Annotated in this window: 21 protein-coding genes; 2 read left to right on the top strand and 19 right to left on the bottom strand. The window is 65.4% G+C overall.

Annotation, left to right across the window (positions count from 1 at the left end; all coding sequences use genetic code 11):
- Positions 1-197 precede the first annotated feature (197 nt).
- Together JL101_RS21440 and JL101_RS21435 are read right to left on the bottom strand one after the other, a co-directional pair.
- Complete coding sequence (locus JL101_RS21440) at positions 198-485, bottom strand: hypothetical protein (protein WP_203096428.1); 288 nt, start codon at positions 483-485, stop codon at positions 198-200.
- The gene (locus JL101_RS21435) at positions 482-862 is read right to left on the bottom strand and encodes a hypothetical protein (RefSeq protein WP_203096429.1); all 381 of its coding nucleotides are present in this window, start codon (positions 860-862) and stop codon (positions 482-484) included. The genes JL101_RS21440 and JL101_RS21435 overlap by 4 nt, the downstream gene beginning before the upstream one ends.
- A gap of 825 nt (positions 863-1687) precedes the next feature.
- On the opposite strand from JL101_RS21435, the gene JL101_RS21430 reads away from it, so the two are divergent.
- On the top strand, positions 1688-2422 hold the full coding sequence (locus tag JL101_RS21430) for an HNH endonuclease (protein WP_203096430.1): 735 nt from the start codon (positions 1688-1690) through the stop codon (positions 2420-2422).
- 419 nt (positions 2423-2841) lie between these two features.
- Here the strand turns inward: JL101_RS21430 and JL101_RS21425 are convergent, their stop codons facing one another.
- From JL101_RS21425 to bktB, 15 genes are all read right to left on the bottom strand, one after another.
- On the bottom strand, positions 2842-3387 hold the full coding sequence (locus JL101_RS21425) for a type I pantothenate kinase (protein WP_203096431.1): 546 nt from the start codon (positions 3385-3387) through the stop codon (positions 2842-2844).
- Between the two features lie 116 nt (positions 3388-3503).
- Complete coding sequence (locus tag JL101_RS21420) at positions 3504-3707, bottom strand: type II toxin-antitoxin system Phd/YefM family antitoxin (protein WP_203096432.1); 204 nt, start codon at positions 3705-3707, stop codon at positions 3504-3506.
- 113 nt (positions 3708-3820) lie between these two features.
- Entirely contained in the window at positions 3821-4234 is a 414-nt protein-coding gene (locus JL101_RS21415; protein ID WP_203096433.1) for a DUF2442 domain-containing protein, read from the bottom strand.
- A complete protein-coding gene (locus JL101_RS21410) occupies positions 4227-4616 on the bottom strand; it encodes a DUF4160 domain-containing protein (protein WP_203096434.1) in 390 nt (129 codons plus the stop codon). Before JL101_RS21410 ends, JL101_RS21415 begins: the two co-directional genes overlap by 8 nt.
- Before the next feature lie 597 nt (positions 4617-5213).
- Positions 5214-5348, bottom strand: coding sequence for a YHYH domain-containing protein (locus tag JL101_RS21405; RefSeq protein ID WP_211111106.1), 135 nt, complete (start codon positions 5346-5348; stop codon positions 5214-5216).
- 622 nt (positions 5349-5970) lie between these two features.
- A complete protein-coding gene (locus JL101_RS21400; protein WP_203096435.1) occupies positions 5971-7059 on the bottom strand; it encodes a Gfo/Idh/MocA family protein in 1089 nt (362 codons plus the stop codon).
- Positions 7056-8036, bottom strand: coding sequence for an ABC transporter permease (locus tag JL101_RS21395; protein ID WP_203096436.1), 981 nt, complete (start codon positions 8034-8036; stop codon positions 7056-7058). The genes JL101_RS21400 and JL101_RS21395 overlap by 4 nt, the downstream gene beginning before the upstream one ends.
- The gene (locus JL101_RS21390; RefSeq protein ID WP_203096437.1) at positions 8036-9574 is read right to left on the bottom strand and encodes a sugar ABC transporter ATP-binding protein; all 1539 of its coding nucleotides are present in this window, start codon (positions 9572-9574) and stop codon (positions 8036-8038) included. Before JL101_RS21390 ends, JL101_RS21395 begins: the two co-directional genes overlap by 1 nt.
- Positions 9575-9586: 12 nt before the next feature.
- Positions 9587-10612 carry an ABC transporter permease gene (locus JL101_RS21385; RefSeq protein WP_203096438.1) on the bottom strand — a complete coding sequence of 342 codons (1026 nt, stop codon included), beginning with the start codon at positions 10610-10612 and terminating at the stop codon, positions 9587-9589.
- Complete coding sequence (locus JL101_RS21380; protein WP_203096439.1) at positions 10609-11610, bottom strand: sugar ABC transporter substrate-binding protein; 1002 nt, start codon at positions 11608-11610, stop codon at positions 10609-10611. Before JL101_RS21380 ends, JL101_RS21385 begins: the two co-directional genes overlap by 4 nt.
- An 86-nt stretch (positions 11611-11696) precedes the next feature.
- Positions 11697-13442, bottom strand: coding sequence for a hypothetical protein (locus JL101_RS21375; protein ID WP_203096440.1), 1746 nt, complete (start codon positions 13440-13442; stop codon positions 11697-11699).
- A gap of 50 nt (positions 13443-13492) precedes the next feature.
- Positions 13493-14203 carry a transcriptional regulator NanR gene (locus JL101_RS21370; RefSeq protein ID WP_203096441.1) on the bottom strand — a complete coding sequence of 237 codons (711 nt, stop codon included), beginning with the start codon at positions 14201-14203 and terminating at the stop codon, positions 13493-13495.
- 65 nt (positions 14204-14268) lie between these two features.
- Entirely contained in the window at positions 14269-14712 is a 444-nt protein-coding gene (locus tag JL101_RS21365; RefSeq protein ID WP_203096442.1) for a GNAT family N-acetyltransferase, read from the bottom strand.
- 33 nt (positions 14713-14745) lie between these two features.
- Complete coding sequence (locus tag JL101_RS21360) at positions 14746-15162, bottom strand: PaaI family thioesterase (RefSeq protein ID WP_203096443.1); 417 nt, start codon at positions 15160-15162, stop codon at positions 14746-14748.
- Entirely contained in the window at positions 15155-16357 is a 1203-nt protein-coding gene (gene bktB, locus JL101_RS21355; RefSeq protein WP_203096444.1) for a beta-ketothiolase BktB, read from the bottom strand. Before bktB ends, JL101_RS21360 begins: the two co-directional genes overlap by 8 nt.
- Positions 16358-16583: 226 nt before the next feature.
- Between bktB and JL101_RS21350 the strand changes: the two genes are divergently transcribed.
- Complete coding sequence (locus tag JL101_RS21350; protein WP_203096445.1) at positions 16584-18038, top strand: putative bifunctional diguanylate cyclase/phosphodiesterase; 1455 nt, start codon at positions 16584-16586, stop codon at positions 18036-18038.
- A gap of 34 nt (positions 18039-18072) precedes the next feature.
- On the opposite strand, the gene JL101_RS21345 is transcribed toward JL101_RS21350, so the two are convergent.
- Positions 18073-19716, bottom strand: a complete 1644-nt coding sequence (locus JL101_RS21345; RefSeq protein ID WP_203096446.1) for a glycosyltransferase family 39 protein — start codon at positions 19714-19716, stop codon at positions 18073-18075.
- Between the two features lie 14 nt (positions 19717-19730).
- The gene (locus JL101_RS21340; RefSeq protein ID WP_323374677.1) at positions 19731-20807 is read right to left on the bottom strand and encodes a glycosyltransferase family 2 protein; all 1077 of its coding nucleotides are present in this window, start codon (positions 20805-20807) and stop codon (positions 19731-19733) included.
- Between the last annotated feature and the right edge of the window lie 102 nt (positions 20808-20909).

The raw sequence follows: 20909 nt of genomic DNA, 5'->3' as shown, positions 1-20909 counted from the left end.
ACAGCATACCGACCAATCCAGCGCATCCGGTTCCATGATGCGGATTGATGCAAGTCATATGCCAAGTAGTGTTCGAACCAAAAACAAGTGGAACCCCGTCATTCCGCGCGGATCGACAGGCATCTGTGGGCAAATCATTCCCTGAAGGACAAGATACGCGGCATATTTTTCCTACCCGGATACCGTTTTACTGCATTTTATCCAACTTCATTAGGTCCGCGGCGCCGCGTCCGACTGCGCTCCCGCCGGGGCAGAACGCAGAACGACAGCCCGACGCCGACCAGGATCAGCGCCCCGACGACGATGGTCTCATAGGCGACCGTCACCGGCCCGATCCGCGCATCCATGTGCCACAGCGAAATCTTCAGCAGCGGGATGATGCCGTACAGTCCGGCCGCCGTGGAGGGCAGGGTGATCAGCGGCAGCAGCACGCCCCAGATGACCAGCAGCTTGCCGAGCGTGCGCACGGCCAAGCCCCCGCTCACGCCGGCCCGCCGCCGGCCAAGGCGCCGCCCCGGCCCTCGCGCAGTCCATCGGCCCGGCCGCGCGCGTATTCGGCGGCGTTGGCCGCGATCAGGTCCCGGATCTGCCCTTCCAGGTCGGCGAGGCAGCCCTGGATCGTGCAGAGCAGGATATGAAACCCCTGCAACTTGTTCCCCTCGATCCTGGGTCGCTCGTCGCCCTCGAACGGGATGGACAGGAAGGCGACCAGCTCGCGGAGATGGCGGGCGACTTCGGCCGGCGATTCCTCGCCGTTGGGAAGCATCAGCCGGTACCGGCCGCGGTGGACCGGCGAGTCGGGCGGCGGGTGATCGGACAGGTGCGGGAGATGGTCGAACGGGTGTTGATCGGGCATGGTCATGGGTCCGCGTCTCCGAGGGAGCGACACGACGAGGGGTCGGGCGCGCACGGGCCGGCGATCGCCCGGAACGGACGCGGTTCACCCCAGGGGGAGGGCAGAGCCGGGAAGCGGGCCGCCGCTCAGGCGGGGCGCCGCCGGGACCGGGCCGGCAAGCTTGGCTTGGAGCCGGAACGGGATCTCAGGACGGGACGGGGGTGGGCAGAGACGCCCCGACCGTGGCGCCGCGGAACCCCGCGGCGCGATACGGTCCACCCGCCGCCGCGAAGGCCGAAGCCCCCGCGGCGACGGTCACCAAAAAACGGCGCGAAAACGCACCGGGCGGTGTGCTATTGGTTGCCTTAGCCATTGATACTGTTCCTTAAGCCGGACTATCGATGGTTAGGCCGGGCCGGGAGGTTGGCGCCTCCCGCTCGGCCGCCCTGCGGGTGCGGAGGTGTGGGGACTCTGAAGGGGTTACCCCGGAATGTCAAGGCGGGGGAGGGGCGGCGTATGCCTCCTTGGCCGCTATCAGAAAACCCTGTTGGTTAGGTCAGTGAGATACCCTTGATCCATCCCTTTCGCAGGGAAATCTGATTACACTGTTATGTTGAAGCATCGCCTTTGGTCCCGAAGACGACATGGTAACATGATGGTAATGCCATGGTACTTCCGAATTGTCGAACGGGTTTTGATCAGTGATTGATCTGTTTCGAATGTTCCGCGGCAAAACATCACATTGAGGTGCATCCCGAAGAGTATGCTTGATTTGACTCGACCTTTATGTTGGTTCATTGAGCAAAGAACTACCAAAGATGAATAGCAGTACGTAAAGTTGTGAGGGCGAACGTGTATACTCATAAATATGTCACCAAAGCTATTCTCAAAGAAGTAAATAACGCAGCCATAAGGGAGAAAAGAAATAGATTCATAGACACAAAAATCATTGAATCTATCCCAGACGATTACAAATTTATAATTCATAGATTCATTCATACAATAAAAGATGAGTTAAGGATAATTATAAAAGATAGCGAGGTAGGTTCTCAGTGTGTTGACATTAGCAGGGAGCGATATGAAATGCTTCCAGGCGTTGTTTTTTTAGAAGATGGCAACACGGAATTTGAGGATATTTCAGTCGTAAATTCAAGAAGTCCTTACCCGAATGGTCGTGAATGGAAAAGATCTATTACCAAGGCTCCGGTAAGAAAGCAAAAATCATTTCGAAAGAAAATTCTTGAAGCATACAATAGTGAATGTGCCTTGTGTGGTTTGCAAGAGGTAAATTTACTTAGAGCTTCTCATATATTGCCAGTTGCAGAAGGTGGAAGTGATGAAATAAATAACGGTATTTGTTTATGTCTAAACCATGAAGTTGCTTTCGATAAGGGTATCATATTGATAAAATCAGATTACAGTGTTGAATACCTTACTAATGCGCGAGTTTTGTTGGCATCTTCCTGGCTTAATTTGCCAGCTAACATTGAGAACTGGCCCGATAAGCAATCTCTTGGTGAGAAATTGAGTATCACAAAAAAAACTGATAATGGTAGTTGTTCTTTGTGTGCTGGAGAAGGTGCGTAGAAACATGAAGCATGTGTGCCTTTCTCGAAAGTATGAGGTTATGAAGTTTAATGGCGCTCTCCAAGCACATGGCGCAGAACACAATAATTTTGATAGAATTATCAGTAATATGATCATCAAGGTCTATGAGTTCGGCAGTTAATGGGGTACTATACCAGTCTTCCATTAGCATAATTGCCTCAGGGCAGGTGTTCTCTTGAGTAATGAGTTTTCTTTTTTTGTTGGCTCGGCGAGTATTGTGTAGCATTCAGACGTTATGGCAAAGTACCGTGACGTCAAGATTCCGAACCGCACCATTTGTTCGTTGATCCTTTGAAGCAATTTTCGGAGTATCAAATCTAAACGATGGCAATTGTAAAATTAGCTCAAGAAAGGTGCGGCATTTTTTGTTATTTCAACACAAACATACAAATTAAGGTTCACGATCTCGCTCCGGAAATACGAGCTCCAATGCGCGCGTTCATCTTCATCTTAGCGGTTTCTATGGTATCACAATCAGGTTCGGCCCAGATAAGTTTATATGTCGCACTCTCTGGCAGATTATACCGCCTCCAGTAATCTCGGATGTCTGCCATCAAACTATTATCTGAAATATTTTTCTGATTGTCTACAAACACAGTAAAATCGGGTGTGCGATCGAGTTCTGACAGAATCTCAAGTACAAATATGCCTTCAACGATCAACGGTTTTGTGGCGCATCGGGTCTCCAAAAGGCGAGCGAGGTCTTCGATGCGCCAATGCAATCCTTTCCCAGTTAAGAACAAATCAAGATTTACAGACGGCATGTTTAATTGCCATGATAGCCAAGAGGCTAATGAGGATTTTCCTGCGCCATCTCGGCCATCTATAGCGATGAGCAGAGGCCGACGCTCATCGGGAAACCCTAAGGCAGCGAGGAGTTCATCAAGTAGGGTTTCGTAGCTCGGCGGGTGAACCCGATGTACACTAGACATTTCTTCAACCATTTTAAGTCCCTCCAGCGTAACCGCTTTCTATGATGCTTGAGTGGGAAAACTATAGTATAATAATCCTATAATAAATTTAATAGCAAAGTTTCTTAAAATGTAAAAAAATAATGATGTTATTCGTCTGTTCTCAGCTTTTTACTGACCTCCAGCCTCTCCATCATCGCTTCGAAGGCTTTGGCCGGAATGCAGTAGAAAGCCGGCTTATTGCGACTCAGGATCGCAACCGGAAAGTCTTCACCGGCTGCTACCGTGCCCAGCGGATTCTTCTTCAATTCCGAAACGCTGGCGGTCATCTCTGCCAGGACTCGATGTGCCATGTGTCCGTCCTCTTCCTTAATACGATACAGAAGACAGCACCTCCAAAAGCACTGACAAAGGTGCTCTCTGATTGACCGCGCTTGCCTGGGAAAAGCAGCCTGATACCCATCCTCTACATAGTCACCTTCGGAGGACGGCCACCCTTCCGGCCATTCAGCCGCGCTGCTACAGCTTTGGCCGGTGAAGTCGCCGCCCCGGCACGTGCGGCGCGTTGCTTGTCCATGAAGGCCTTGGTGCCGAACAACCCCGCCAGCAGGCCGGGGACGCTGAGATCGGCATCAAGGCTCTCCCAATGTAATCCGATGCCTCGTCCCAGCACCTCCACTTCGGCCAACTGTTCGGCGGTGGCGTCCTGAAGCCCTTGGGCCAGTTCCGGTGGAAAGGCGAAACTGCACCCATTGACAAGATCCACGATGATCCGTCCGGTGGAGACGTCGAAGCGCGCGGATTTGGCCCGCGGTTCAGTCATCAGCAGTTCGGTGCCGCGGCGTTCCGCATCCGCGATCTGGAGGGAAAGATCATCCATCACATCTCGTCTCCCATGCCTCGATCAAGAGTGGCCGCTTACGCTCTACCTCTGCCATGATCCGACGGAGATCGGCTTGGCTGATCCCTGTGGACCAATCGACCTTCGCGCGGAATGGCTCCGCCAAAGTGATCTTCGCCTCGCCTCCATGACCGACGACATGGACATGGGCTGGAGAATGATCGTTGCTGAACATCACGAAGCGAAACCCAAACGCCCTATGGACCGTTACCGTCAACAATAACCCATCTTGGTTGGGTTTTCCAGACAAGTGTTCATCGGCCAACGAGCCCATTCCCAGGGTGAAGCCATGCCTGTTTGAGAGAACGACGCCATGCCATTTGACCTTCCGATAGGCAGCACTCCGATAAAGGATTAGCATGAGTTGCGTTCTCCGCCACCCTGTTGCGCATTCATCGGTAACCAGGAAGGCGTTGGCTCGACGCGGCATTCCGCCGCTGATCACGCTTCATTACGCAGCCAAGCGGAACAGCGGAGTACCGGTTGTATTCTCGGAAGGTCCCACAGGATAACCGATCCCGTTCCGTCGAGCTTGCCGTCTTTGGGCACCAGGGCCGAGTGCGGCATTCCCGAACGATCTTTCCCGCTTGAAGAGCTCTTCACGCCTATGTTCGTTTCAGCATTCGATGAGAACCCAGGACTTGGAGATGCCTGGAGGGATTTCACTGAATCCGGCATTTTCAACGGCTGATGAAACCGACTGATCTGATGAAGGATCTTGAACTCCCGGCAGCGCAAACCTTCACCAGTCAATGCGATCCCTGTTTCCCACAACAGCGGCGCACTGCACATCGGTAGGATTGATGTCCTTGATCCGCTTGTGCTACGATCCGATAGCCTTAAGGCGAAGGGCAGGGCGCGGCCCTTGCCGGATCTTTGACATGAGAATAGATCCCAACCACCCCGCCTCCGGCGGCCATCATGATGACCCGTGATGACCCGCGATGACCCCAGGGCGTCAATGGCAGTGATATCCGCCATTCTTCCGGTCATGGTGACAGCCCTTGCGGTCCAGCCCGCCGGAATGGGCGAAAGCGATCGACGGCAGAAGGAGGGCGAGGGCGGACAGTACGGCGACAAGCTTCAGGCGCATCGGATCACTCCCGAGTTGATTATCGGGATATTTTGCCGAAAGCGAGAACGGAATAGGAGTCAATACAACCTGAAGAATGCGGGCGTATGCCTTGGACGGACCGCCCGCCCGCCTCAAGGCCTGGATAGTGACTTCCAGTGACTTTCAGGCCGGTTCCAGGCGGTCATAGTGACCCGGCACCTGATCGCTGAAGCAGCGACTCGCCGTGATCCGTGCCCATCCTTTTTCATCCGTGTCCATCCGTGATCCCTTCGGCCTCGCCGGGCCTCCGCTGTTCCGGCCGGCTCCATGATGACACCCGACAGAGGCACCGGCCCCGATCCGGCCCCGCCGTAGTGACCGAAGATGACCTTTGCGGCCTTTCCAGCGCCCACGTCATCACGACCGCGCCGGCAATGATGACATCGGCTGACATTCTTCCACGGGAGAGGGGGTGTCAGCCCTGTAAGCCGGGTAGAGCGAAGCGGCACCCGACAAAAGCCGGCGCGTTGCCGTCGGGTTCCGCTTCGCTCTACCCGACCTAAATTTCTCCAACGACTCAACCAGTCATCGTGCCGGGCAGTCGCGGGCTTGATCCGGGAATCATGACATCCGCTGACATTCTCCCACAGGGGAGGGGGTGTCAGCCGAACGCCACCGCCTCGCCGGTCTCCGCCGACCGGTAGGCCCCGAAGGTCAGCTCCAGGGTGCGCAGGTTGTCCGCCCCCGAGGTGTCCGGCTCGCGGCCTTCGCGCAGGCAATCGACCCAGTGGCGCTGGATCGCCAGCACGCTGTCCTGCACCACGTGCCACGGCCGGGCGGCCCAGGGCAGAAGCTCCGCATCGACCGGCCGCACCTCCCGGTGGCCCGGCCGGCTCAGCACCAGCCGATAGCCCTGCTCCAGCTCGATCGTGCCGTCGGTCCCCTCGATCCGCACCAGGCATTCGGGGAAGGGCTCCGGCTCGGTCCGGGTCGCGGTGGACAGGTCCACCACCCCCGTCACGCCGGCGTGGAAATCCACCAGCATGGTCGCGGTGTCCTCCCCCCGCACGCGCGGGTCGATCCGCGCCGTCCGGCAATAGAGCCGCCCGGCCTCGCCGAACAGGAAGCGGGCCACGTCCAGCAGGTGAAGCCCCACGTCCATGATGATGTAGCGCTCGTCCTCCGCCAGGTAGGGCTGGTTGGCGATGATGTCGAAGCCGTGGCGGAACTGGACCCGGCCGAAGAACGGCCGGCCCGCCCAGCCCTCGTCCAGCGCCTGCTTCACCGCCAGCAGCGGGTGCTGCCAGCGGAAATTCTCGTGGACCATCAGCTGCACGCCGGCCTCGGCGCAGGCCCGCACCATGGCCTCCGCGTCCTCCAGGCTGGCGGCGAAGGGCTTCTGGCAGATCGCGGGCACGCCGTGCCGGGCCGCCAGCTCCACCAGCGCCCGGTGGGAGGGCAGGGTGGTCGCGATGTCCACGAAGTCGGGCTTCTGCTCCGCCAGCATCGCCTCGGCGTCGGCATAGACGTTCGGCACGCCGAAGCGCCGGGCGGCGGCCTCCGCCTTGCCCACGTCCTTGTCGCAGACCGCGACCAGCTCGACTCCCTCCAGCGGGGTGTCCCGCATCAGGGACCAGGCGTTCAGGTGGTTCTCGGCGAAGAAGCCGCAGCCGACCAGGGTGCCGCGCAGCTTGCCGGGGCGCGGCGCATAGATCGAAGAAGCCGGGGCCGAAGAAGCCGGGGAAGTCATACGGGTCTCTCCTCGATGCGGATCCTGCGCCGGCCCAGCCGGTGCAGGATGCGGGAGCGCTGGCTGTCCACGAAGACCGCCAGGAAGATGATGGAGCTGGTGACCAGCGGGTAGATGTAGGGGTCGGCGTTGACGATCACCAAGCCGTTCTGCACGGTCTGGATCAGCACCGCGCCGAACACGGTCCCGGCCACGCCGCCGCGCCCGCCGAACAGGCTGACGCCGCCCAGCACCGCGGCGGCGACGGCGGCGAACTCCTTCTCCACCGCGAAGGAGGACGCGGCGGCGCCCACCTGGGTGATCGACACGAAGCCGGCGATGCCGGCGCAGGCGCCCGACACCGCGTAGACGGCGGTCAGCACCAGCGGCACGTTGATCCCGGCCTTGGCGGCGGCCTCCGGGTTCTCGCCCACCGCGTGGACCTGCCGGCCGAACGGGGTGTGATTCAGCACCGCCCAGGCCGTCGCGAAGACGATCGCGAAGACCCAGATCGCCCAGGGCACGCCCAGCCATTCCGCCTGGGCCAGCGACAGGATGTGGTTCTGGTAGAACACCATGCGGGTCTCGGTCACCCACAGCGCCAGCCCGCGCCCGATGAACAGCGTCGCCAGCGTCACGATGAAGGCCGCCACCCGCAGCCGCACCACGAAGAAGGCGTTGACCAGCCCGAACAGGACGCCCACCGCCATCATGGCCGGCACCGCCAGCACCACCGGCAGCTCCGCCATGTAGATCCCCAGCAGCGCCACCGACAGGTACATGACGGCGCCCACCGACAGGTCGATGCCGGCGGTCAGCAGCACGAAGGTCATGCCGATGCCCAGGATCGCGATGTGGGAGGACTGGATCAGGATGTTGGTGAAGTTCTGCACGTCCAGGAACCGGTCGGACAGGCTGCCGAACACCGCCAGCACCACCAGGAACAAGCCGACCGGCGCGTTGCGCAGCAGGGCCAGCCGAAGTCTCGTCGCGTCCATCACGCCGCCCCCTCCAGCCCCACCGGCTCCGCCGGGCCGCGCCGCCTCATCGCCGCCTCCAGGATGCGCCCGCCGTCGAAACCGCCGCGCCGGAACTCCGCCTGGATCTCGCCGTGGTTCATCACCAGGATGCGGTCGCACATCCCCATCAGCTCCTCCATCTCGGAGGAGATCATCAGCACCCCGGCGCCCTCGGCCACCAGCGTGTCGATGATCTTGTAGATCTCGAACTTGGCGCCCACGTCGATCCCGCGGGTCGGCTCGTCCAGGATGAAGACCCGGGGGGTCCGCAGCAGCCACTTCGCCAGCACCACCTTCTGCTGATTGCCGCCGCTCAGGTGGCGAACCAGCGTCCCCATGGGGTCGGCGGCGCGCATCCGGACCTTCTGGCCGATCCGCCCGACCTCGTCGCCCAGCCGGGTCCGGTCGATGAACCGCGTCCACGGCGACACATAGTCCTCCAGCGAGGGCAGCGCGATGTTGTCGGCGATGGTGGCGTGCATCATCAGGCCCTCGCCGCGCCGGTCCTCCGTCAGGAAGGCCATGCCGCGCTCCATGCAGGCGCCGGGGCTGGGCTCCCCGATCACGGCGCCGTCCACCGCGATGGTCCCGGACTTGAAGCCGTCCAGGCCGAACAGGATGCGGGCCAGCTCGCTGCGCCCGGCCCCCATCAGGCCGGCGATGCCCAGCACCTCTCCCGCGTGCAGCGTCAGGTCGATCCCGTGGACGACGCCCGGCTGGGTGACGCCCCGCACCTCCAGCACCGGCCGGTCGGTCGGCCGGCCGGTCCGCTCGGGGAAGAGCTGGTCCAGCGTCCGCCCGACCATCAGGGCGATCATCCGCTCGGTCGGCATCCCCGACGCCGGCCCGCCGCCGACCACGGCGCCGTCGCGCAGCACCGTGATGTCGTCGCAGATCCGCGTCACGTCGGACAGCACGTGGCTGATATAGATCATCGCGATGCCGCGGCCGCGCAGCCGCTCGATGATGCCGAACAGCCGGTCGGCCTCCCGCCGGGTCAGGGAGGTGGTCGGCTCGTCGAAGATGATCACCTTGGCATCGACGCTCAGCGCCTTGGCGATCTCGACCAGCTGCCGCTCGCCCTGGCTCAGGGCGCCCACCGGCGTGCCGGGCGGGTGGCGGATGTCCACCTGCTCCAGCAGCTCGCGCGCCCGGCGGCGCATCCGGCCCCGGCTGATGAAGGGGATGGCCCGGCCGATCCGGGGAAAGCCCGAGATGAAAAGGTTCTCCTCGATCGACAGGTTCTCGAACAGGTTCAGTTCCTGGTGGATGAAGGAGATGCCGCAGGCCAGCGCGTCCCGGGGGCCGCGCGGCTCGTAGTCGGCGCCGTCCACCCGGATGCGCCCGCCGTCGCGCTTCAGCACGCCGCCCAGGATGTTCATGGTGGTCGATTTGCCGGAGCCGTTCTCCCCCACCAGCCCCAGCACCCGGCCGCGGTCCAGCGAGAACGAGACGCCGTGCAGCACCTCGACGCCGAAGAAGCTCTTGCGAAGGGTCTCGCACTCGAGCAGGGCCATGGGATCAGCCTCCTAGAGCCGGGCGGCGAAACGGGTGCGGACGGCGTCGATCACGGCGGCCAGCAGGATCACCGCCCCCTTGATCGCGAAGACCGAGAACAGCGACATCCCCAGCATCTTCAGGCTGGTGTCCAGCAGCACCAGGAACAGCACGCCGAATACCGTCCACAGCACCTTGCCCTTGCCGCCGAACAGGCTGGTGCCGCCGATCACCACCGCGCCGATGACGTCCAGCAGGATCGTCTGCCCCAGGATCGGCGTCCCGGTCTGGAGCCGCCCGGTGTACAGGATCGACGCCACCGCCGCGCACGCGCCGGAGATCAGGAAGGCCGCCGCGACCACCCGCGCCACCGGCACGCCCGACACCGCCGCCGCGTTGCGGTTCTGCCCGCAGGCATAGAGCCGCCGGCCCAGCGCCGTCCGCGCCAGCACCAGGTGCGCCGCGATGCCGACCGCCGCCACGACCCACAGCGCGTTCGGCACGCCGCCCAGGTTCCCCTGGCCCAGCACGACGAAGCCGTGGGGCAGGTTGGCGATGCTGCTGGTCTCGGTATGGAAGGTGGTGAACCAGATCGCCGCGCCGGAGAAGAACATCATCGTCGTCAGCGTCACGATGAAGGGCGGCATGCCCAGCCGGGTGACGCAGAACCCGTTGAACGCCCCGATCGCCAGCCCGACCGCCACCATGGCCAGCATCGCGCCCGGCACCGCCAGCGCCGAGCCCGCCAGGTAGCCGCCGTCGCCGGTCATGACGCTGGCCCCGGCCACGCTCGCCATCGCGATGATCGAGGTCACCGACAGGTCGATGCCGGCGACGATCAGCACGAAGGTCTGGCCGATCGCCACCACCAGCAGCGGCAGCATGTCGGACAGGATGTTCCGCATCACCTCGGCCGAGGCCATCTGCGGCACGAAGGGCACCACCGCCGCGAAATAGGCGACGCTGAGATAGAGCACCAGATATTCGGAGAACAGCAGGTGCCGCAGCAGGCGGCGCGGCCCGGCCGACCGCGTCCCCGCCATCAGCAGCCCGCTCAACCGTTCTTCTGCTTGTAGATGGTGTAGCCCCACATGCGGTCGCGGACCTGCTCCAGGTTGGCCTGGTGGATCGCGAAGCCGGGGTCCAGCAGCACCCGCTCCACCGTCTTGCCCTCCTGCAGGTCCACGATCGCGTTGACCGCCAGCTCGGCCTCCTTGAACAGGTCCTGCACCCCGTCGGCATCCAGGTACTTGTCCTTCAGCAGCTCGTAGGCCATCGCGTCGCCGTCGAACCCGCCGAAGATGACATGGTCCTTATGTCCTATCGGATGGAAATTGTTCCTAACCCTCATTGCCTGTACGATCTGGGGGAACAGGAAATCGGACGACGTGAAGAGGAAGTTGATGTCGGGGTTCGCCTGGAACGCGTTGGTCAGTCCCGCGAACGCCACGTCGGCGTTCCACTCCGTCGGGATGCGGGCGACGACGTCGATGATGTCCTTGTTCTTGTCCACCACGTCGAAGAAGCCGTCGCGCCGGCCGATCGCGTTCGGGTCGCCCAGGTTGCCGATCAGGATCGCCGCCTTGAACTTGCCGCCCTGCTTGCGGGCGACCTCGACCATGTGCTCGACCGTGGCGTTGGTGATCTTGCGGTTGTCGGCCACCACCGCGACCGAGAAGGCCTCCGTCTTGGCCGGCGGGCGGTTGAAATGGACCATCGGCACGCCGGCCTCGTTGGCCGCCTTGATCGCCGGGATGACCGCGTTGCTGTCGGTCTGGACGATGATGATGCCGTCCACCTTGCGCGCCAGCATGGCCCGCACCTGCTCGAACTGGCGGTTGTCGTCCTTGTCGGAGATCGCCTGGACCATCTCGTACCCGCGCCGGGTCAGGTCCTGCTTGATGACATCCAACCCCGCCACCCAGAAGGGCGAATACAGCCCGTCGAACAGCACGGCGATGGTCTTCTTGCCCTGCGCCTTGACGTACAGGGGCATCCCGGCGGTGCCGGCCGCGATGAGGGTGCCAATCGTGAATTGCCGACGCGTCAGCCTCATTGGTTCTTCCTCCCTGCCGCGGCTTCAGCCGCTTGGTTCGCTCATACAGTCATCATACCAGTCGCCCGTGGGCCGACAACTGGAATTTAGGGGGTGGCACGCACCGCCGCGCAGGCCGGCACCTCCACCACGCCTCCGCCCGCCACCCGGACCCGCACCGGCTCCGCCGACCCGTTCGCCAGCCACAGCACCGGCCCGTCCGCCCCGTCCCAGGCGATCCCGGCCACGGCCCGGCTTCCCGTCACCGCCACCTCCCGCAGCCGCGCTCCCCGGGCCTCCGCCAGCGCCCGCAGCACCGCCCCGGCCGGCGTGCCGACCATCCCGAAATCGCCGTCCAGCGCGCCCAGGGCGATCGACGCCGCCCCTTCGTAGGCGAGCGCCGCCGCGTAGCCCAGGTACCACGCGGCGCCGAAACTCCCGCGCTGGCGCGGGTCCCGCCGGGCCATGGCGACCCGGCCGTTCTCGGGATTGTCCACCGGCCCCTTGCCATAGGGATTGTCGCGCATCCCGATGGCGGACGGCCCGACCCGGATCGGCGTATCGCCGCAGAAGGACCGGGCCGTCTCCATCACGAAGGGCAGGGACTCCAGCGATTCCCAGATCGACCGCTCGTCCGCCGCATGCACGATGGGCGAGGTGGTGAAGCCGACATAGTCCAGCCCCTCCGCCGGGGGCCGCGCCCGGTTCAGCTCCGTGAAGAAGGAATGCATGCCGCCGCCGACCAGCAGCCCGGGAAAGACCGCCCGCGCCGCCCGGTAGACCTCCGCGAAGCCCGGCACGTCCGGCCACGGCCCGGAGGGCTGGTAGCTCTTCAGGTAGGCCGCCGGCGCCACCGTCACCCCCGCGACCTCGGCCCCCGCCGCCTCGATCCGCCGCGCGATCTCCGCCAGCTCCGCCTCCGGCGGCTCCCTGCATTCCAGCGGCAATTCCAGGAACAGCTCGGCGCCCGCTTGGCCGGCCAGCGCGCCATAGGCCCGCAAAGCCTCGACGTCGCCCAGCCGGGCGACGAGGAAGCCGAGCCCCGGCTCCGCCCGCTCCGGGATGCACTGCCAGTCGATCCCGGCGCCCACCGGCGGCAGGGTCCGGTCCAGCGCCCGCCCGACCGTCACGGCGATGCCGTCGGCCGCCTGCGCCGGCACCGTCGCCGGCCGCCCGTCCACCTCCAGCCGGACCGCCTGGGTCAGCCGGGTTCCCGCCGCGATGGTGTAGGGCGTCGGCAGCGCCAGCGGCCGGACATAGGTCTTGAACGAGGCGTCGGTCCAGTTCCGCTGGTCCTCCATCTCGAACACGTCGCCCTCGAAGGTGCAGACCGCCCGCACGCCCGGGACCGGCGCGTGCGCCAGGCTCCGGATCGAGAAGATCGGCTGGCCGGGGCTGACCAGCCGGGGAAAGCGCGCCGTCTCCCGGCTGCCGTCGGCATGCTCCACCTCCACCGGCTCCCCGGCGACGCCCTCGATCGGGTGGAGCACCACGAACCCGGTGCGGCAGGTCTCCAGGTCGGCCGAGGCGTCCCCGGTCACCTCGAAGCTCAGCCGGCCCGCCGCATCGCCCCGGATCTCCGCCCGGTACGCGAAGCCTCCCGCCACGGCGCCCTCGAAGGAAACCGCGAAACCCTCGCCGCTCTCCTCGATGAACAGGTTGGACAGGGTGGCGGGCAGGGTGCCCCAGCCGGTGTCGCGCACCAGGTAACCGATGCCGCGCAGGATCTCGACGCCGTGCCAGCGCACGGCCCGCACCGCGCCGTCCTCCAACTCCGCGCTCAAGCCTCCGGCCCGCAGGACGCGGGGCACGGCCGGGGGTCTCTCCGTCCCGTACGACGTGACGCAGTTCATGGCTCGTTCCTCCCTTGCGGCCGCTTGCGCGCGGCCTTATGCTCTTCCGGTCAACTCTCGAACTGTCGGTACAGCTGGCTCGCCCGCTTCAGGTGGTCGGACATGGCCGCCGCCGCCTCGTCCGGGTCGCGGTCGGCGACGGCGTCGAAGATCCTCTCGTGCTCCTCGATCGTGATCAGCTCGGCGCCCGGCGCCCGCAGCAGCTTGACGTGATAGACCGCCAGCCACGCGAACATGGCCTGGCTGACCGCCACATAGATCGGATTGCCGGAGATGGTCGCGATCTCGCGGTGGAAGGCCATGTCGCAGGGCAGGAAGTTCGGCAGATCGGTCAGCGCGTCCCGGTGGTCCTCCAGCCGGCGGGCCAGCCGGCCGATATCCTCCTCGGTCGCCCGCTCCGCCGCCAGCCGGACCATGCCGACCTCGAAGAAGACGCGGGCCTCCTTCAGGTGCTCCAGGTTCTCCGGAGCCCCGGCGATGAAATGCTTGGCCGTCTCGCCGACCTGCTCGATCACTCGGTCGGCGGTGATCGGCGTGACCCGCGCCCGCTCGCCGTGGGTGATCGACACCAGCCCCATGTGGGACAGGGTCTGCATCGCCTCCCGGATCGCGGGGCGGCCGACCTTGTACATCTCCATCAGCTGGCGCTCGCTGGGAAGCTGGTCGCCGACCGCGTACTCGCCGCTGGAGATGCGGGCGAGCAGGCGGTCCAGAACCTCCTGGTAGAGCTTGCGCCGGGGGATCGGGTCGATGGAGGTCATGGGGGCGGCTCTGGCGGATGGGGTTCTTCAAACTGGTATCATGATCGCGCCAGTGCCGCCAAAGCTCAAGCCAGATTGATGACGTACCGCACGAAACCGTCCGCCGGGGCGAACCGGTCGTACAGCCGCCGCGCCACCGCGTTGTCCTGCCTGGTGTGCCAATAGACCCGGCGCCACCCCTTGGCCCGCCCCTGGTCGATCAGGTCCTGGATCAGCGCGCGGCCGGCCCCGGTGCCGCGCGCATCGAGCGACACGAACAGGTCTTCCAGATAGCAGGAGGATAACGTCGACCATGTGCTGGGATGCACGACGCAGTTGGCGAAGCCGACGACGGCGCCGTCCCGGACCGCCAGCCGGCAGAAGATCGCCGACCCGGGGTCCAGGATCCGCGCCCAGGTGCCGGCGGTCGCCTCCTCCGGCACGTTCGCTTCATAGAAGCGGTTGTACCCCGCCCACAGCTCCCGCCAGACGCCCTCGTCCTCCGGCTTCGGATTCCTGATCTCGACCATGCAGCCCTCCCGTATTAGCAGGAGGGCAGGCTATCACTTCCGGTCGAGGATCTTCCACACGCCGCTGGCCGACGCCACGACCCGGTCGCCGTCCAGGATCGTCCCGCGCAGGAACACCAGGGTCCGGGTCTTGCGGATCACCTCCGGCGCGATCTCGACGAAATCGCCGATATCCGCCGCCCCGATGAACTGCATGTCGAACTGGATCGTGACGCAGGCCTTGTTGACCGCCGCCTCCCACGCGCAGATCCCCAGCGCGCGGTCGGCGAAGGTCATCAGCATGCCGCCCTGGACGACGTTGATGTAATTGGCGTGCCGGGGTTCCGCCAGGAACCCGAACGCGTCGCCCCGCCGCCATATCGGGCCGACCAGGCCCAGGAAGCCGGAATCGGGCAGCTGCTCCCAGCCGGCCGCCGAGAGCTCCTCGAAACCCACGGGACGCTCAACCAAGGTTCTCGACCACCAGGGCGATGCCCTGGCCCCCGCCGATGCACATGGTCATCAGCCCGTACCGCCCGCCGGTCCGCTTCAGCTCGTACAGCGCCTTGACCGTGATGATGCAGCCTGTGGCCCCCACCGGATGGCCCAGCGCCACGGCGCCGCCGTTGGGGTTGGTCCGGTCCGCCGGCAGTCCCAGCTCCTTCGCCACCGCGCAGGCCTGGGCCGCGAAGGCCTCGTTGCTCTCGATCACGTCCAGGTCGGCGACCGACAGGCCGGCGCGCTCCAGCGCCTTCGGAACCGCCGGGATCGGCCCCAGGCCCATGACCTCGGGCGCCACGCCGGCATGGCCCCACGACAGGATGCGCGCCATCGGCCGGATGCCGCGCCGCTCGGCCTCCGCGGCGGACATCAGCACCACGGCCGCCGCCCCGTCGTTGATGCCGGAGGCGTTGGCGGCGGTCACGCTGCCGTCCGGCTTGAACACCGGCCGCAGCTTGCCCACGTCCTCGACCGCCAGCCCGCGCCGGACATGCTCGTCGGTGTCGAACACCTGCACGCCCTTGCGGGTCTTGACCTCGACCGGAACGATCTGCTCCTTGAAGTATCCCGCGTCGATCGCCTGGGCGGCGCGGCGGTGGCTCTCCACCGCGAATTCGTCCTGGGTGCGCCGGTCGATGCCGAAGCGCTCTGCCACGTTCTCCGCCGTGACGCCCATGTGGCCGTGGCCGAACGGGTCGTGCAGCGCGGCGGTCATGGCGTCCACCAGGGCGCTGTCGCCCATCTTGACGCCCCAGCGCGCGCCGGTCGTGACATAGGGCGCCCGGCTCATGCTCTCGGCGCCGCCGGCCACCGCGACCGAGCACTCGCCCAGCAGGATCATCTGGGCCGCCGACACGATCGCCTGGACGCCCGACCCGCACAGCCGGTTCAGCGTCAGGGCGGGGACCTCCGGCGGGATGCCGGCGCCGATGGCGGCGGTGCGCGACAGGTACATGTCGCGCGGCTCGCTCTGGATCACCTGGCCCATGACCACGTGCTGCACGTCCGCCGCCGGCAGGCCCGCCCGGCCCAGCGCTTGCCCTATCACCAGGGCGCCCAGCTCCGACGGCGGAACGTCCTTCAGCCCGCCGCCGAAGTCGCCGATGGCGGTCCGCACGCCGCTGACGATGACCACGTCCCGGCCCGTCCCTAGAGTTTCGCTCACGGTTTCCTCCTTCGATCTCTGGCCGCAATCTACCCGCCGCGCCGCGCCCGCGCCACCGTCACCCCGACTATCGTCATACGGGTGTATTTAACGATTTTTCACCAGTTGCGACTATTGATTGATGAACATGATTAACGGATCCATCTCCGGAGGGTTTTGCGCAAAACATGAAGGGAACCGCCTCAGATCTTCCGGACGCCGCGATCTGCCCGGGCCGCGGATCTCCATGACTTCCCGCGAACCGGCCGATATCGCCCGGCTGAAACGGCGCCTGTCCAGGCAGAAGCGGCAGATCGCCCTGCTGGAGACGATCGCCACCGAGGCCGACGGCGAGCGGCGCCGGGCCGAGGAGCGCCTGATCCACGACGCCTTCCACGACCCCCTGACCGGGCTGCCGAACCGGGCAAGGTTCCTCGACCTCCTGACCCGGGCGATGGCCCGCCAAGCGGAGGATCGCCGGCTCGGCTTCGCGGTCCTGTTCATCGATCTCGACCGGTTCAAGGTGGTCAACGACAGCCTGGGCCATCCTGCCGGCAACCGCATGATCGTCGAGGTCTCGGCCCGGCTGGCCGGACTGACGGAACCCTGCGCCGGGTCGCTGGCCCGCATCGGCGGCGACGAGTTCGCCGTCCTGCTGACGGATATCGCCGATCCCGCCGACGCCGTGCGCTTCGCCGACCGTGTCCTGGGAGCCTTGAAGCAACCCTTCGTCATTGACGGGCAGGAGGTCTATTCCAGCGCCAGCATCGGCATCTCCCTGGGCACGACGGCCTACGCCTATGCCGAGGATGTCCTGCGCGACGCCGACCTGGCAATGTACCGGGCGAAGACGCTGGGCAAGTCCCGGGTCCAGCTGTTCCACCGCGAGATGCGCCGCTCGGCGATCACGCGGCTGACCCTGGAGGCCGACCTCCGGCGCGCCTTCGCCAACGGCGAGTTCGTCCTGCACTACCAGCCCATCGTGTCGCTGGCGAGCCACGAGGTCGTCGGATTCGAGGCCCTGGTGCGCTGGAGGCGTCCCGATGGCGTCCTGGTCTATCCCGGCGACTTCATCCCGGTGGTCGAGGATACCGGCCTGATCGTTTCCCTGGGCTTCTGGATCCTGCGCGAGGCCTGCGTCACGGCGCGGGCCTGGCAGGAGGCGTACCCGCGCGAGACGCCGCTCACCGTCAGCGTGAACATCTCGCCCCGGCAGTTCGCGGAACCCGACCTGGTGTCCCAGGTCCGCCGCATCGTCGAGGAGACCGGGATCGATCCGCACACCCTCCGGCTGGAGATCACCGAGAGCATCACCATCGGCGACGCCGACCGGGAGGTGAGCATGCTGTCCCAGCTGAAGGCGCTGGGCATACGGCTGAGCATCGACGATTTCGGCACCGGCTACTCGTCGCTCAGCTACCTGCACCGGCTGCCGCTGGACGTGCTCAAGATCGACCGCTCCTTCGTGTCGGCCATGGACCAGAGCGCCGAGAGCTTCCAGATCGTCAACACGATCATGAACCTGGCCCGCAGCCTGGGCATGGACGTGGTCGCCGAGGGGGCGGAGGTCGAAGGCCAGATCGCGCAGCTCAGGTCCATGGGCTGCGACTTCGGCCAGGGCTACTACTTCTCCCGCCCGGTCGACCGGGCGGGCGCCGCCCGCCTGCTGGAAGGCGCCCAGCACTGGAAGCCGCTGGCGTGACGCCGGCGGCCCGATGATCTCTCCCGGAGGCCCGCTACTCCCGCAGGTCCTTCACCACCGCCAGCGTCACCCCGAAGCGCTGGACCTCCGCGACCACCTGTCCGAACATGGTGAAGTTGCAGCCCGCCTGGGTCCAGGACACCAGGAAGTCGGCCTGCTCCGGCTCGCCCACCAGCCTGAACTGGGGCGGCAGGAAATACATCGCGGAAGTCGGATGGCCGCAGACGAAGACGCGGACCCGCTCGGCGGTGCCGATCCTGCCGCCGCGCTCGTTCGCCACGTACTCGTCCAGGGCGAGGGCGGCCTCGCGCAGGGCGGCGCCCCAGTAGTCCAGCTCGTAGCGCCACTCGGCCCCGGCGATGCCGCCGGCGATGCGGTTGTAATAGACGTACTCGTACGGATGCAGCGCCGCCATGGTCCAGACCTGCGCCACCACGGCGGCCGTGAAGGGCAGGGCCAGCAGGCGGGCGCGCAGCCGGGACCGGTTGTCCGCCACCGCCGCCCACAGCCGGTCGAACCCCAGCGCCGCCACGATCGCCAGAGGCGGCAGCACGAACAGGAAATGGCGGAACCCGTTGTACAGGACGGGATGGCTGGCCAGCGCATAGGCCACGGGAAAGACGGCGGCCAGCGCCACCAGCCCCACCTGGAGGCGCCGGGTCCCGTCCACCGCGAGGGGAGGCCGCACCAGGGCGCGGAACCCGTACCAGGCCGCGGCCACTAGTCCCGCCAGCAGCAGCTCGGGCAGCTGCAACCCCAGCATGGTCGGCAGGTACGTCGCCGGCAGCTCGTCCGCAGGGATCCAGCGGCCGCCGTACAGCACCTCGTTGGGCCAGGGGAAAGCGGAGAATTTCAGGAACGCCCGGACCGGGTTCAGGAAATCCAGGTGCGCCCAGGGCCAGACCAGGACCATGACCAGCCAGGCGACCGGCAGGGCCGGCAGCAGGCGCAGCGCGATCGTCACGGCCTGCCGGCCAGCCGGCGCGATGCCGCGACGCAGCGCCGCGACCCGGCCCAGATGGCCCAGCACCGCGGCGCCCAGGAAGAACACCGCCAGCACGCCGCCGATGCGGGTGCCCAGCGTCAGGCCCAGCACGATCCCGAAACCCAGGACCAGGCCCCAGCGCGGACGCGGCAGCTCGCGCAGGATCAGCGCCGACAGGTGAAGGCACCAGACCATGCCGCAGGCGAACGGGATGTCCTTGGGGTTGGAGAACATATGGCCGTAGTAGGCCGGCAGCAGCGCCAGCAGAAGCAGCGCCAGGAAACCCGTCCTCTCGCCCCCGACCAGCCGCGCCAGCCGCCAGGTGCCGGCCATGCCGAGTAGCCCGACCATCCCGCCGAGCAGGTGCCGGGTCTCGTACGCGCCCACCGGGGACACCCGCTCCAGCAGCGCCGCGGCCATGTCGAAGCCGCCGCCGTACAGGTACAGATTGTCATAGCCGAAGGCGGAGAGGTCCCGCAGTCCCGAGCCATAGTAGTCCAGCAGCAGCAGACCATAGGTCCGCTGCACCTCCTCGTCCCAGATGATGCCGTAGTTGGAGAAGGTCAGGACGATCAGGACGCCCAGGGAGAGCAGCAGCCCCAGGGCCAGGTCGTCGAACAGGCTTCTCGGCAGGGCTCCCGCAGCAACCCGGTCGAAGGCGGATTGCGGGAGCCGCGGATCGATGACGGTCATCGGCGGCTAACCGGTCAGGAATCGTGGCGCCGGTAGGCATGCTCCGCGCCGCGCGCCGCTTCCATCCCGCGCGAGACCGCCGACGGCGCCGCCCTGCCGCGGATCGAGCGCACGATGTAGAGCGGCCGTCCCTTCACCTCGTCGAATACCCGGCCGAGATAATCGCCGATGATTCCGAGGGTCAGCAACTGGACACCGCCGAGGAACAGCACGGTGACGATGATGGACTCATAGCCGGGCACGTCGATGCCGAACAGCGCCGTGCGCAGCAGCCGCATCACGATGTAGCAGAAGGCCAGCCCGGAGACGACGGCCCCGACAAGCCCCCAGACCCTCAGCGGAAAGGTGGAAAAGGCGGTCAGCCCGACCATGGAGAAGCGCAGCAGCTTCAGGAAACCCCATTTGGTCTCGCCGGCGGCGCGCTCCCCCTGGACATAGGGGATCGTCGTCTGGCGGAAGCCGACCCAGGCGAAGATGCCCTTCATGAACCGCGTGCGCTCCGGCATGCGGTTGATCACGTCGACCACGACCCGGTCGAGCAGCCGGAAATCCCCGGCCTCGCGCGGCAGCGGCACCTCCGACATGCGGTCGAACAGCCAGTAGAAGACCCGCGCGCCCAGCCGGTTGCCCGCGGACTGCCCGGTCCTCGCCTGGCGGATCGCGATCACGACGTCGAAACCCTCGCGCCACCGGGCGACCAGGTCGGGCAGCAGTTCCGGCGGATGCTGCAGGTCGGCGTCCATCGGAACGACGGCATCGCCGTCGGCCACCGCCAGCCCGGCGGACAGGGCCGCCTCCTTCCCGAAATTGCGCGACAGGTCGACCACGCGCACCCGCGGCTCCCGCTCATGGACGGCGTTGAGCCTGTCCAGGGTGTCGTCGCGGCTGCCGTCGTTGACGCAGACCACCTCCCAGTCGATGGGCAAGGTGTCCAGCACGGGGAACAGCCGGGCGAACAGCGGTTCGATGTTGGCGGATTCGTTGTAGCAGGGGATCACCAGGGACAGCAGCATGCGTCCCTCCCGGTCGTGCTCGTTGGGGCGGGGCTCGAACGGCGCGACGACCGGCGACACTGCGTCCAGGGAAGACATGGTTTCGAATGCCTATAACGGTAGCGCCGCCCCGGCAAGGCTGACGCCAGCTCCCAAGGTTGTTCCGGTAATGCCGGCGGGCTCTATAACACGACCGAACGC

Origin of the sequence: Skermanella rosea (assembly GCF_016806835.2) — a bacterium.
Lineage (GTDB): Bacteria > Pseudomonadota > Alphaproteobacteria > Azospirillales > Azospirillaceae > Skermanella > Skermanella rosea.
The sequence above is the reverse complement of the archived record's forward strand: the minus strand, read 5'-3'. Positions and strand labels throughout refer to the sequence as shown.